Genomic DNA, 14,472 nt, shown 5'->3' on the forward strand with positions numbered 1-14,472 from the left:
TAATGAAATTTAAAAACATAAAAGAACCAGATAACATAGGCAGCTACTCTAAAGACGACGTAAAATTTCTTTTAAAAGACATATCTGAAATGATACAAGAACAGGGAAATGAAGAGAGAGAAGAAGTTATGCAAAATGGAGGGCATTATTCAGAAATGCTTCCTATAGAATATTTCCCAACAGATGAATATATGAATATATTTTATAATACTTTAGAAGACACGAAAAAAAAGGTGGCTAGAGCAGTAGCGGTAGTGGCGGAACAAATATACAGAGAAAAAGGAAATGATACTGTTATAGTCTCTTTGGCAAGAGCAGGTACACCTATGGGAGTTTTAATAAAAAGATACCTTAAATTTAAGTATGATAAGAATTTTCCTCATTATAGTATATCTATAATAAGAGGGAAGGGAATAGATGAAAATGCGTTAAAATATATTTTGAATCATCATAAAGCTGAAGGAATTCAATTTGTAGATGGGTGGACAGGCAAAGGCGCAATAAATAAGGTGCTAAATGAGTCAACTATGGACTTTTATAATAAAAATTGTATAAAAATAAGCAGCAAACTTGCTGTATTAGCTGATCCAGCTCATTGTGTGGAGATGTATGGCACACGGGAGGATTTTTTAATTCCATCGGCCTGTTTAAATTCAACTGTGTCTGGACTAGTAAGTAGAACCGTTTTAAGAGATGATATTATAGGAAAATACGATTTTCACGGGGCGAAGTACTATAGAGAATGGATGGATAAAGATTTATCTAACATATTCATAGATACAATAACGAAATGTTTCAAGAATATTGAAATAGATAAAGAAGACATAGATAAATTAGACAAGCACATATATGACAAGGGAATTAAAGAAGTTAACGAAATAAAGGAAAAGTACAATATAAGTAACATAAATCTTATTAAGCCAGGAATAGGGGAAACAACTAGGGTTTTACTAAGGCGTGTTCCGTGGAAGATACTAGTAAACGATGTAGAAAATTCAAATCTAAAGCATATTCTAGTTTTGGCTAAAGACAAAAATGTTCCTATAGAAGTATACAAAAATATGAGCTATTCCTGCTGTGGACTTATAAAATCAAAATTGAAGGAGAGTGTATAATGATTTTTGCCTCTGATTTAGATCGTACATTGATCTATACAAGAAAATTAATAGATGATCAGGACAAGGATATATTGTTAGTAGAGAGATATAATGATAAAGAACTCAGCTTTATGAGAAAAAAAGCTATAGAAAGCTTAAAAAATATAAAAAATAAAGCACTATTTATACCTGTAACTACTAGAACCATAGATCAATATAAAAGAATATTCATAATGCAAAATGAAATAAAGCCTCTATATGCTGTAGTAAGTAATGGAGGAAATATACTTATAAACGGAGAAGTAGATACGACTTGGCAAAACATTATAAAGAGTGCAATAGACAAAGTAACAAATCATGAAATTGTAAAACAAAAATTTTTAGAGTACTTTGTTGATAAATCATGGATTAAAAAAATGATTTTAAGGGATAATTTATTTTATAGTGTTCATTTTGAAGATAAAAGCTTATTAAAACTAGAGCATTTGGAAGAATTTAAGAAATGGGCAGAAGAAAATGGATGGAGGATATCATTACAAAGCACAAAATTGTATATCGTACCACAACCAGTAAATAAGTGGGATGCAGTATTATATATAAAAAACAGAGAAAAAAAATCTAGGGTTGTTTCAGCAGGAGACTCTTATCTAGATTATCCTATACTAATCAATGCAGACCATGCTATATGCCCATCTCATGGTGAATTAAAAATTCTAATTGAGGATAAAGGATTAGAAAAAAGGCACATCACAATGACTAATAAAATTGGAATAGCTGCCTCTGAGGAAATATTAGAGATGGTGGAAAAGTTAGCATAATTACAATATTTGATTTTTAAAATAACAAAATATATAATAGAAGTACTATGTTATATATTGTTAAAAATTAATTAATCAAGAAATTGCAGAGCATTACTTTCTTACTAGTAAAAAAATATTAGAGGAAAGCTTAAAACTATAAAAATTTAAAAGAAGGAAGGTAATTTGAATGGCAGTTAGCTTAACAAAAGGTCAAAAAGTGGATTTAACAAAAACAAACCCAGGCTTAACAAAAATAATAGTTGGACTTGGATGGGATACTAATAAGTATGATGGAGGAAATGACTTTGATTTAGATACTGCTGCTTTTTTGCTTGGTGGAAATGGCAAAGTAACATCTGATAGTGACTTTGTTTTCTATAACAATTTAAATGATCCTTCAGGATCAGTTAGCCACCTTGGAGATAATCGTACAGGTGAAGGTGAAGGCGATGATGAGCAAATCAGAATAGAGTTAAATAAAGTTCCTAGCAATGTTGAAAAAATTGACTTTACAGTAACTATACATGAAGCACAAGCTAGAGGACAAAACTTTGGACAGGTTTCAAATGCCTTCATAAGAATAGTAAATGAAGATACTAATGAAGAATTAATAAGATATGATTTAAGTGAAGACTATAGTATAGAGACAGCAGTAGTTGTTGCAGAATTATATCGCCACAGCGGAGAATGGAAGTTTAATGCTATAGGAAGCGGTTTCCAAGGCGGACTTGGAGCACTTTGCAATAACTTTGGAATAAACATAGGATAGAAAAATTAATAACTACTGGAGGGAGTTAAAATGGCAATAAATTTATCCAAAGGACAAAAAATTAGTTTAACAAAAGAAGCACCAGGCTTAAAAGAAGCAATAATAGGCCTTGGCTGGGATACAAAGCAATATGATGGCGGATATGATTTTGACTTAGATGCTTCTGCATTTTTAGTTGGAGATAATGGCAAAGTAAATAATGACTTAGATTTTGTATTTTATAATAATTTAACTGATCCAAGTGGATCAGTTACCCATACTGGAGATAATAGAACAGGAGAAGGGGAAGGTGATGATGAACAAATCATTATTGACTTTTCTAAAGTTCCAGAAAATATTTCTAAAGTAGCTATTACAGTAACAATCTATGATGCACCACAAAGAGGACAAAATTTCGGACAAGTATCAAATGCATTTGTAAGAATAACTAATAAAGAAACTGGAGAAGAAGTTCTGCGTTATGATTTATCAGAAGACTTTTCAATAGAAACTGCATTAGTATTCTGCGAATTATATCGTCATAACGGAGAATGGAAGTTCAGCGCTATAGGAAGTGGATTCCAAGGTGGGCTTGCTGCACTATGTAAAAATTACGGATTAGATGTATAAGTTATAAACATTTTCATTTTGAAAATCAATTGCTGTAGAGCGATTACATATTTAGGAGGATAAAAACATGGCTGTAAATTTACAAAAGGGTCAGAGAATAAGTTTAACAAAAGATAATGCGGGACTTTCTAAGATAATGGTTGGACTAGGTTGGGATCCAGTAGCTCAAAATAGTGGAAAAGGTCTATTAGGAAGCTTATTTGGAAGTAGTGCTCCTAATATAGATTGTGATTCTTCAGTTTTTATGTTAGATGGAAATGGAAAAGTAAGAGGAAAAGAAGATGTTATTTACTTCGGAAATCTAAAACACAGAAGTGGAAGTGTCCAACACATGGGAGATAATCTTACTGGAGATGGAGACGGAGACGACGAACAAGTAATGGTTAACCTTTCAAGTGTACCTCAAGATATATCTAAGCTAGTGTTTGTTGTAAATATCTATGATTGTATAAAACGTAGGCAACATTTTGGCATGATAAGAAATGCCTTTATAAGAATTGTAAATATGGGTAACAATCAAGAAATGGTTCGCTTTAATTTAACAGATGATTACTCAAACAAGACAGCTCTATTTGTAGCTGAGATCTATAGACATGGCTCAGAATGGAAGTTTGCAGCTATAGGAGAAGGAGATAACTCTGCAAATATCAGTGAAATGCTTGCTAAATACAGATAAAGAGGCTTCTAAGGATGTAGCAGCCGTTATCTCCCACTTTAGAAGTGGGAGTATTACGGACGGTAGTTATCAGATAAAAATATAGTGTGATAAAATAGCGGCCTTTATTCCTATGTAAATAGGGTAAAAGAGGACCGCTATTTTTTATTTAATATGAAAAATTATATTTATAGAATTAAGATTTGAAATTTTTTAATAATCTTATATAATGATTAGCCTCTCTTACAACGTGGTCGCCTAGCAAAGGAAATGCTATTGATTTAATACTGCAGTTTATTAAGCCTTCGGTACCTTGCTTTTTAAAATCTCTTATTCCCACAGTAGTCTTCAAAGTTTCCTCAGTTACTTCTGGTATAAGTTTTAAATTTTTTGCTAGTCTTTGTGCTTCTAGTGTAAGTTTATCAAATTCATGTCCAAAATTATTTGCAGTGTCAAACAATTTTACTTCAGTTGGATCTAATAAGCCTCTTATGAATTTTGCGTGTTCTGCCATTATTCTATTCCAAAAGGTTTCTTGATAAACAATTTCTTCTACCATATTTGGTTCTTGTCGATTTTGAAGTTTATGAAGCATTCTTAGGTAAAAATGAGCTTCTCTTAAAATATGATCAAGTAGTAATGGATAATTAGTAGTGAAAATTTTACATTTAAGAACATCTTGTAGGACTTTTGTTTTAAAGCATATAATCTGATTAGTAGCAGCTACTGCTTTATAATTTAAAAGCTCTACTTGACGTACTAAAGCAGGGGTAATGTTTGACATGTCACTGCAGGCTAAGTGCAATTCAGCATTAGTAATGCTGCTATCAATATCTATACCAGTGTAATATTCTGTTTCTCTTTCAGCATTAAAAGTTAAGTCAGTAACAAGCTCTCCTGATGTTGCAACCTCATGACTTATATTACCATAGGATAGGTGCAGAGTTTCTCTTAAAAGGCTGGTAAATATGTTTTTTAGCATTTCTGCCTGGTAGATGAGATCGCTATTAGGCTTCATAAAAGCTGCTTCCATGAATATTGAATGTTCCTTCGCTATTCTCATAAAGAATAAATTTAATTCAAGTGATTGTTTTACAAACTCCTTATTAGATAACATAATATCTCTCCTCTGAAATATATACCGCTATTATAATATTATTTCAAGAGGATATTTATCACAAAATTTATAATAAAGTCATTTAGGTATAAGGTTATTTATTTTTATAAAACATCTCTTTTAAAAGTCTTATACCATTCTCCTTGGTAAGTTACATTACCTATATCACCTTCAGCTATAAGGCCAAATTCTTTACCACTCAGAGTAAGTTCCATCCTTTGACCTGCATCAGTTTCAAAGGTAACATAATAGCGAGTATGAGAACTGCTATGAGAATGATTATCCGCAGTATTATAGTGATGGTGACTTACTTCTGTGCGTTTAGCAATAACTTTTGCATGCTCAGTTAGAATAGGAGATGTAGCATTTCTATGATAACTTTTAATCATAGAAACTATAGTAAATACTATAAAACATAATATAATAAAGAAAAACACCATAAAAAATGGTGGCATGCCTCCGAAGAAGCCCCCAAAGCCAGGTCCGTTCATAAAGATAACCCCCTAATAAATCAATATATTTTTAGTATTATTTTACTATGCAATAAATAGAAATGCTAACATAAAAATGAAAATAAAAAATTTAAAGAACTAGCCTTAGCTATTAGCTATGACTAGTTCTTTAAATTTTAAGCTATGTTTGAAATTATAGGTCATGAACAATTTTTAAAAATATATCCAAATTCTAAGGTTCTACATAAAATATAGAATGAATTGGTCTTTCCCCAGAAGACTTGTATGGATTACTTATAACTTCACCATTGTAATACATGGTAGAGGAAGAGCCACCGTCTAAGTTTATAGCATTATATGCTCCATATTCGTATAAGATGTCTTGTAATTCTCTTAATGTTACTGCGAGTCTACCTATATATTTACCATCTACAACTAGAAATAAAATACTTCCGTCTTTTCTTTGACCTATGGCAGTTCTAGGAGCAGTTCCCCAACCACCGTCACCAGAAGTTATTGTCTTTTCTCCATTTACTATTAGAGAAGGTCCAAAGGAAACAGCTTCACTAACTTGTAATTTTTCCATTTCTTCTAGGCTATAATTACCTATAAGTAAAACACCATCTTTAGTTATACCAGCAATACATATTTTTTCATCATTTTTTAAACTATTATGTATTACTTTACCGTTAGATATAATTATTCCACCTGGAGTGCCTAGATCTTTGCTGGATCCTGATTTGCCAGCATTAGCAATAAATCCACCAGCATTTATTGCTGCACTAGCATTATATCTTTTAGCAATAGTACTAGTAGTTTCGCCACTTCCATCTAGTTTTTCACTATATCCAACTCGTATTTTTTTAGGATTTTTAATTACTAAAAGATGTCCTTTAAATTTATCTCCATCGATAACGTATTTTTCAATTTCATTATTATCTTGTGCACCAGTTTTAATTTCTTTTCTTAATTGATTTATATCAGATTGCACTATATTATTAATTTTATTTCTACTTAATATTTCATCTATACTCTTTCTAGACAAAAATGTTGTAGCTATCCATTGGTGAGTTGAGGTTGTCATAGCAGAACCAACTACAGTAGCTTTAACATTCTCAAAAGGGCCATAATAAAGCATAAAAGGAGCTGTTATTGCCGTAAAGAGAATTTCAAATAATATAAAAAGTTTTTTGGGAAATTTTCCATTTAAGGATTCCTTCTTAAACATATATACCACCTTCATTTATTTTTGCTTGAAATTAAACATTTATACAGATAGAATAACATAATCTATTCGAAATTTATAAATGCTCATGCAAAAATATACTAAATTAACAGTATGTAATAATAATCACTAAAGATTGTTTGAATATATATTTTAGCACCAATATATATTATATAGTTTATATAAAAATATACAAACATAATCTTTCGACTAAAACTGTTAAATATTTAGAAAAAAGTTGAATTTTATCTTTAAATGTACCCCTTAGTACGGTAAAGTACAAAAGATATAATTGCATAAAAAAGTATTGTAAACAATTTACATACAAGAAGTATTATATCATTAAAGGATGAAGATTTTATAAATTTTAAGATAAATTTATAAATAATTAATAAAAAATTAAGAGAAGAGGCCTCCGAAGTCGGAGGCCTCTTACAGGGGAATATCAAATTAAAAAGAAGCTAGCATAATTTAGATAAAACTTTTTCAAAAATACTTAGAGCTGAATCAATTTCTTCTAAAGAAACGTTTAGTGGAGGGAGTAATCTTATTACATTTTTTCCGGCACTAACAACTAGAAGACCTTCTTTAAAGCATTCAGTTACTAAGTCTTTAGGGTCAATGGCTACTGCTATACCAATCAAAAGCCCCATTCCCCTTATATCATCTATTATTGAATAATTATTTTTTAATATATTTAATTTTTCCATCAGATACTTACTTTTATTATCTACAGATGATACTATTCCGCCATCTACAAGTTCAGTAAGTACAGCATATGATACAGCGCATGCCAGTGGATTTCCACCAAAAGTAGTACCGTGGTCGCCAGGAACAAAAGCAGAGCTGCACTTATTATTTGCCATAGTAGCTCCTATAGGGAATCCTCCACCTAAGGCTTTAGCCATGCATATTATATCTGGAACTATATCAAATTTTTTATATGCAAAAAGGCTTCCGGTTCTGCCTATGCCGCATTGTACCTCATCAAATATTAAAAGAGCATTAAATTCATCACAAAGATTTCTAACTTCTTTCAAAAATTCGCTATTTGCAGGTATAATTCCACCTTCACCCTGTATAGGTTCTAAGATTACACCGCATACATTTTCATCAAAAGCATTTTTTATAGATTCTACATTATTAAAGTCTACAGCTTCAACATTACCGATTAATGGTTTAAACATTTCTTGATATTTATTCTGACCTGTAACTGATAGAGCTCCCATAGTTCTTCCGTGAAAAGAATTACTCATGTAAATTATTTTATTTTTATATGCAGAACCATTCATTCTTCCGTATTTTCTTGCTAGTTTAAGGGCTGCTTCAATAGCCTCAGTACCGCTATTGCAGAAAAAAACCTGTGTGTGATCACTATTTTCACATAACTTTTCTGCGAGTTTTAAAGACATAGGATTCCAATAATAATTTGAAATATGCATTAATTTAGAGCTCTGTTCAGTTATAGCCTTAACTATAGCAGGATTTGAGTGACCAAGACAATTAGTAGCAATACCTGAAACAAAATCTAAATATTCATTTCCATCTGTATCATATAGCTTTGTTCCAATTCCACTTTCAAAACTTACATCAAATCTTCCATAGGTATTCATTATATAGCTTTTTGACATTTTTCAATCTCACCTTTCAAACTAATTGTAGTTCCACAATTAGAAAAAATATCGTTAATTAAGCAATGCTCTTTTCTTCCATCAATTAAGTGAACGCTTTTACTACCATTTTCTAAGGCTTCAATACAGCATTCCATTTTGGGAATCATTCCCCCATTTATAATTCCAGATTTTATATAATCTTTAACTTTACTAACTGTAATAGAGTTTATTATAGAAGAAGGATCATTGATATCTCTATACACTCCTTCTACATCAGTAAGAATTATAAGTTTTTCTGCTTTTAAGGCTGAGCTAATAAAAGAGGCAGCATAATCGGCATTTATGTTATATTTGTTGCCATCTTTATCGCAACCAACAGGTGATATAACAGGAACATAATCTTTGTTTAGTAAATTTAAAAGTAAATCCACATTTATAAAATCAACTTGACCAACAAAGCCAATATCTACTTTTTTATTATCAATGTTTAGGTATTTCTTTTTTGCAATTATAAGATTACTATCACTTCCACTAATTCCAACTGCCTTTAGACCTTCGTTAGTAAGAGAGGCTGCAATACTTTTATTTATTTTTCCTGAAAGAACCATTTCAACTATTTCTATAGTGTCCTTATCAGTTACTCTAAGGCCGTTGATGAAGCTGCTTTTAATACCTATTCTTTTTAGCCATTTAGATATTTCAGGACCGCCGCCATGAACTATAACTATATTTATACCAGCAAGTTTTAACTTCAATATATCTTCAAAAAATGCCTTTTGAGCAGATTTATTTTCCATGGTACTTCCGCCATATTTAATTACAAAAGTTTTTCCTTTAAAATTTTTTAAATATTTTATAGTTTCCATATTAAATGCACCAGCCTTTTAAGTATTAAAGTAATCTTTGAATAATTATACCACTGGCTTTATAAATATTCAACAATTTTTAGAAATTTTTAGAAAAATAATTATAAGTTCTCAATAGATAAATTAAAAAAATGTGATAGAATAAATAAAAGTATTGAATAATTATGAAATGTTATGTATAATTTCTATATAATTTTAAGGGGTGATAATATGATTAAAGGGGGAATAGTTGGTGCTACAGGCTATGCTGGACAACAACTTATATGGTTTTTGCATAATCATTCAGAAGTAAGTGTGGAATTTATATCTTCTCATAATTATGCAGATGTTGAATTTTCGGAAGTTTATCCAAGTTATAATAAATTTATACGACAACGCTGTATAAACATGCAAAAGGCTGAAGAAAAGCTATCAGATATAGATGTGCTATTTATAGCACTTCCTCATGGAAAATCTTTTGATATAACTAAAAAGGCGCTATCTAAAGGAGTGAAGGTTATAGATTTAGGCGGGGATTTCAGACTAGATTCATCAGAAGTTTATGAAGAGTGGTATGGTGTAAAGCATGAAGCGGATAGTTTATTAAAAGATTCAGTGTATGGACTTGTGGAAATCAATAGGAATGAAATAAAAAAGTCAAATCTTATTGCTAATCCAGGATGTTATACTACAGCCAGCATATTAGCCTTATATCCACTAGTAAAGGAAAAATTAATCCATACAGATTCAATAATAATAGATGCAAAATCAGGAGTTTCTGGAGCTGGAAGATCTCTAAAAATACAATCATTATATACAGAATGCAATGAATCAATTAAAGCCTATGGAGTGTCAAATCATAGGCATACACCAGAAATCGAGCAAGAATTATCAAAGGCGGCAGATGAAGATATAACCTTAGTATTTACACCGCATCTAGTTCCTATGAATAGGGGGATTCTCTCTACTTGTTATGGAAAGCTTAAGGATAATATAGCCGAAGAATCATTAAAAAATATATATAAAGAGTTTTATAGAGATGAATATTTTATAAGAGTTGTTAATGATATTCCCGAGACTAGGAATGTTAGAGGAAGTAACTTATGCGATATAGGGTTGAGGGTGGATAAGAGAACTAACAGAGTGATTGTAATTTCAGCTATAGACAATTTGATAAAAGGTGCAGCAGGGCAGGCAGTTCAAAATATGAATGTAATGTTTGGATTTAGAGAAGAGATGGGAATTGATATCCTGCCTATGCAAATTTAATAGCTAGACTAAAGTATATTGGAGTATTGGGACTTAGTATTCCTTCTCTCTCATCTTATAAGTTGGAATATTACGGATGGTAGTCATTATATAAAATAAGGAGGAAATAAGATGAAAATATTAGAAGGTGATTTTTTACAAGGAGTTAAAGGTTTTAAAGCGGCAGGAATTGCAGCAGGACTTAAAAAGAGTTGTAAAAAAGATCTAGCTATTATATATAGTGAAAAAAAGGCTGTTTCTGCTGGGGTTTTTACTACAAATAAAGTTAAGGCTGCCTGTGTGCTTTTAAATATGGAAAATATAAAAAATAGCAATACCCAAGTTATTATAGTAAATAGTGGTCATGCTAATGCTTGTACTGGAGAAAAGGGACTTCAGGATGCAAAAAAAATAGCGGAGATTACTGCAAATCAGCTGGAATTAAAAGCGGAAGAGGTATTACAGGCTTCTACAGGCGTAATAGGGGTACCAATTCCTATGGATATTATGGAAGAGGGGATAAACAAAATTACAAAAGAGCTCTCCTATGAAGGAGGAAATGATGCTGCAAATGCTATAATGACTACTGACACTAAACCAAAATATATTACTGTAGAAGTTGTGCTTGATGGTAAAAAAGTTTTAATAAGTGGTGCTGCTAAGGGCTCAGGAATGATAAACCCTAAAATGGCAACTATGCTAAGTTTTGTGGTAACGGATGCCAATATAAGCAAGGACATGTTAAATAAAGCAATAAAGGATAGTATAAAAGACTCTTATAACATGATTTCTGTGGATGGAGATGTAAGTACAAATGATATGGTTCTAGCTATGGCTAATGGGGCAGCAGAGAATAAACTTATAGATAAAGAAGATGAGGACTATAAGATATTTAAAGATGCCATGGATTTTGTTAATACAGAGCTTTCTAAAAAAATAGCTAGAGATGGAGAGGGAGCTACTAAGCTTATAGAGACTCAAGTTATAAATGCAGTAAGTGAAGAGTGTGCAAAGTTGTGTGCTATGGCTGTAGTTTCATCTAATTTAGTTAAGGCTGCTTTATTCGGAAGTGATCCAAATTGGGGAAGAATAATATGTGCTATTGGATATTCAGGAGGAGATTTTGATCCTAATAAAGTAGATTTATCGTTTAAGAGCTCTTTGGGAGAGATACAGGTATTTAAAAATGGAATTAATGTAGATTTTGATGAAGTTAAAGCTAGTAATATTTTAAAGGATGAGAATATAGAGCTTTTCATTAATTTAAATGACGGAAAATATAGTGCTAAAGCTTGGGGCTGCGATCTTACTTATAAATATGTAGAAATTAATGGAGAATATAGAACGTGATAATATTAAGGTGGAGTGAAAACTCCACCTTAATTAATTTGGAGTATATAACTTATTTCATGTTATAAATTTTGTACAATTTGTAGTTAGAAGCATAAAATATAGAATAAATATGATTAGGTTTAGTAGATAATAATAAAAAACTATTTTTAAAGGCAAATTTTTAATTGATATATTAAAATATATGTGTATGCTAGAATTAGAAGTATAAATTTGACTAAGTATATAATATATGAGTTAAAAGAGAAAGGATGATAAGCTTGGATAATATATTAAGTGGATTATCTCCAAATTTAGTTTTTAAGTATTTTGAGGAAATTAGCGGAATTCCAAGATGTTCAGGACATGAAAAAAGAATAAGTGATTATTTATTAAATTTTGCAAAAGGGAATAATTTAGAGGTTATACAAGATGATGCTTTAAATATAATAATTAAAAAGGCGGCTACCAAGGGTTATGAGAATGCCCCAACTGTAATTTTACAAGGGCATATGGATATGGTTTGCGAAAAAAATAAAGGGACAGAGCATGATTTTCAAAAAGATCCTATTAAATTAAGAGTAGAAGATGATTTTGTAAAAGCTACAGGAACTACTTTAGGTGCCGATAATGGAATAGCAGTAGCATATTGCTTAGCGATTTTAGCTAGTAATGATATTGAACACCCTGCTTTGGAGATATTAATTACTACTGAGGAAGAAACAGGCATGGGAGGAGCTTCTAGCGTAAAGCCAGAAAATCTTTCGGGAAAAATTTTAATAAATATAGATTCAGAAGAAGAAGGAGAACTTTTAGCTTCTTGTGCTGGAGGTATTAGGAATAAAATTAGGCTTACAATAGAGTTAGAAGGTAAAAAAGAAGGATTTAGTGCTTATAAACTTAGTATTAGAGGATTAAAGGGTGGACATTCAGGGATGGATATAGATAAGGGGAGAGGAAACTCAAACAAACTTATAGGACGTGTACTGAATGACATAAATTCCAAACTTGAAATGTTTATTTCAGAGATAAATGGAGGAGCAAAGTCAAACGCTATTCCAAGAGAAGCGGAAGCTGTAATTTTTGTAAAGGAAGAAAATAAAAATACACTATTGGATATAGTTGGAGAATGGGATAGAACTTTTAAAAATGAATTAAGAGCTTCAGACTCAGGAGTAACATTAGAAGCAGAAGAGGTAGATAAAAAAGGGCATGGAATATTTTCAAGAGCTTTAACTGATAAAATAATTAACCTATTAGTGTTAATCCCTCAAGGAATTCAAACCATGAGTATGGATATTCAGGGGTTAGTTCAAAGTTCTACAAATCTTGGTGTTGTCACTACTACAGAAGATGAGGTTACTTTTGAAAGTGCTGTAAGAAGTTCTGTTAAAACTTTAAAGTATAGCATTGTAGAAGAAATTGAAACTATATCAAAGCTAGTTGGTGCTATAATGGAATTAGAAGCAGATTATCCGGCTTGGGAATACAAGGAAGATTCATATATTAGAGATGTTTTTAGAAATGTTTATAAGAATATGTACGGAAAAGACCCGAAAATAACAGCTATTCATGCTGGACTTGAATGTGGAATATTAACAGATATACTTGGAGAATTGGATATGATCTCTTTTGGACCAAATATGTTTGATGTCCATACTCCAGATGAAAAACTTAGCATTTCTTCAACTGATAGAATGTACAATTACTTACTTGAAGTTTTAAAATCTATAAAATAAATAAAAAGACTTATAAAAAATAGCGGCTTTTCAAAAACCGCTATTTTTTAGAGTTATTTTTTAGTTATATTACTTAAATATTCTTTAACTTCATTTAGATATTTAACTTCAAAAGAGTATTTATATTTAGGATTAGCAGCTTCTATAAATGAGGATATCCAACCCTTACGTAGTTCATAAAAAACTTCAGGATTCCCATCTACAGCCTCCCAGTAGTCCTTGTGTAAATCTGCAACTGTTCTCCATTCCACAATATCTGCTTCATTTCTCGATATGCTATTTGCATTATCGCAAGGCATACCTTCTAATATATAATTATTTAAAGCTGTAAATAAATCCTGTGGTGTAGACACGGGATATTTTTCAGAGGCATCCTTGCCGGCAATCTTTCCTTGATTCATATAACATTCTTCTATAATACTGAAGCCTTTATTATCAAATCTATCTATTATTTTAGTTATAAGATAAGCCTGCCTAGTTTCAGCTACTCTTATTCTATTTTGTAGCCATCCATGTATGTTGGTTACATCAATTATATCTTCTATAGGCCTATCATCTAGCGGAGATTGAAAATTTTTGCCTATATCATCTAATATATCTTTAATATTAGCATCAGAACTGTTAAAGTTATTAATTATATCTGTTTCAAGACTTTCATAAAGCTTTATTTTATTGAATAACCATGTATGTATTGGAGCTAAAAATTTACTCATTTTAAATCACCTCATATAAAAATTTTTAAATGCAGATTAGCATGTACGGTTATAGTATTATCATGCTACTGTGTATTAATACTAGGTTATAGATTGTTTAATACTTTATATATATTAGTCTACATTAAAAAACATATAAAGACGGTAACGAATGTTACTATGAAAATAAAACTATAAGAATTTTATTGATAACCTTTAAATGAAGAGGAAATTATATTTGAAGTCAAGAATACTCTTTATAAAAAGAGTAAATTAATTTAT

The 14,472-nt window shown here is 30.9% G+C and carries 14 protein-coding genes; 8 read left to right on the forward strand and 6 right to left on the reverse strand.

The window, feature by feature from the left end:
• Positions 1–2: 2 nt before the first annotated feature.
• From ACWW38_RS11230 to ACWW38_RS11250, 5 genes are all read left to right on the forward strand, one after another.
• On the forward strand, positions 3–1,115 hold the full coding sequence (locus ACWW38_RS11230; protein ID WP_456257641.1) for a cysteine protease StiP family protein: 1,113 nt from the start codon (positions 3–5) through the stop codon (positions 1,113–1,115).
• Positions 1,115–1,915 (forward strand): HAD family hydrolase, encoded by an 801-nt coding sequence (locus ACWW38_RS11235; protein ID WP_456257642.1) that lies wholly within the window; start codon positions 1,115–1,117, stop codon positions 1,913–1,915. Before ACWW38_RS11230 ends, ACWW38_RS11235 begins: the two co-directional genes overlap by 1 nt.
• 169 nt (positions 1,916–2,084) lie before the next feature.
• On the forward strand, positions 2,085–2,666 hold the full coding sequence (locus ACWW38_RS11240) for a TerD family protein (protein ID WP_456257643.1): 582 nt from the start codon (positions 2,085–2,087) through the stop codon (positions 2,664–2,666).
• Between the two features lie 30 nt (positions 2,667–2,696).
• The gene (locus ACWW38_RS11245; RefSeq protein WP_456257644.1) at positions 2,697–3,275 is read left to right on the forward strand and encodes a TerD family protein; all 579 of its coding nucleotides are present in this window, start codon (positions 2,697–2,699) and stop codon (positions 3,273–3,275) included.
• A 67-nt stretch (positions 3,276–3,342) separates the two neighbouring features.
• Positions 3,343–3,951 carry a TerD family protein gene (locus tag ACWW38_RS11250; RefSeq protein WP_456257645.1) on the forward strand — a complete coding sequence of 203 codons (609 nt, stop codon included), beginning with the start codon at positions 3,343–3,345 and terminating at the stop codon, positions 3,949–3,951.
• A 175-nt stretch (positions 3,952–4,126) separates the two neighbouring features.
• On the opposite strand, the gene ACWW38_RS11255 is transcribed toward ACWW38_RS11250, so the two are convergent.
• From ACWW38_RS11255 to argB, 5 genes are all read right to left on the reverse strand, one after another.
• A complete protein-coding gene (locus tag ACWW38_RS11255) occupies positions 4,127–5,047 on the reverse strand; it encodes a DUF2935 domain-containing protein (protein ID WP_456257646.1) in 921 nt (306 codons plus the stop codon).
• A 104-nt stretch (positions 5,048–5,151) separates the two neighbouring features.
• The gene (locus ACWW38_RS11260) at positions 5,152–5,538 is read right to left on the reverse strand and encodes a DUF2500 domain-containing protein (protein WP_456257647.1); all 387 of its coding nucleotides are present in this window, start codon (positions 5,536–5,538) and stop codon (positions 5,152–5,154) included.
• A gap of 193 nt (positions 5,539–5,731) precedes the next feature.
• Positions 5,732–6,727, reverse strand: coding sequence for a phosphodiester glycosidase family protein (locus ACWW38_RS11265; protein ID WP_456257648.1), 996 nt, complete (start codon positions 6,725–6,727; stop codon positions 5,732–5,734).
• 458 nt (positions 6,728–7,185) lie between these two features.
• Entirely contained in the window at positions 7,186–8,355 is a 1,170-nt protein-coding gene (locus tag ACWW38_RS11270) for an acetylornithine/succinylornithine family transaminase (RefSeq protein ID WP_456257649.1), read from the reverse strand.
• Positions 8,337–9,203 (reverse strand): acetylglutamate kinase, encoded by an 867-nt coding sequence (gene argB, locus ACWW38_RS11275; protein WP_456257650.1) that lies wholly within the window; start codon positions 9,201–9,203, stop codon positions 8,337–8,339. Before argB ends, ACWW38_RS11270 begins: the two co-directional genes overlap by 19 nt.
• 210 nt (positions 9,204–9,413) lie before the next feature.
• Here argB and argC point away from each other — a divergent pair, with 210 nt between their 5' ends.
• The 3 genes from argC (at position 9,414) to ACWW38_RS11290 (ending at position 13,498) form a co-directional block, all read left to right on the forward strand.
• Entirely contained in the window at positions 9,414–10,451 is a 1,038-nt protein-coding gene (gene argC / locus ACWW38_RS11280; RefSeq protein ID WP_456257651.1) for an N-acetyl-gamma-glutamyl-phosphate reductase, read from the forward strand.
• 111 nt (positions 10,452–10,562) lie between these two features.
• On the forward strand, positions 10,563–11,780 hold the full coding sequence (gene argJ, locus ACWW38_RS11285; protein ID WP_456257652.1) for a bifunctional glutamate N-acetyltransferase/amino-acid acetyltransferase ArgJ: 1,218 nt from the start codon (positions 10,563–10,565) through the stop codon (positions 11,778–11,780).
• Positions 11,781–12,031: 251 nt separating this feature from the next.
• Positions 12,032–13,498, forward strand: coding sequence for an aminoacyl-histidine dipeptidase (locus ACWW38_RS11290; RefSeq protein ID WP_456257653.1), 1,467 nt, complete (start codon positions 12,032–12,034; stop codon positions 13,496–13,498).
• A 53-nt stretch (positions 13,499–13,551) separates the two neighbouring features.
• Here the strand turns inward: ACWW38_RS11290 and ACWW38_RS11295 are convergent, their stop codons facing one another.
• Positions 13,552–14,211 carry a hypothetical protein gene (locus ACWW38_RS11295; RefSeq protein WP_456257654.1) on the reverse strand — a complete coding sequence of 220 codons (660 nt, stop codon included), beginning with the start codon at positions 14,209–14,211 and terminating at the stop codon, positions 13,552–13,554.
• Positions 14,212–14,472: the final 261 nt, after the last annotated feature.

Source organism: Clostridium sp. JNZ J1-5, from assembly GCF_053901425.1.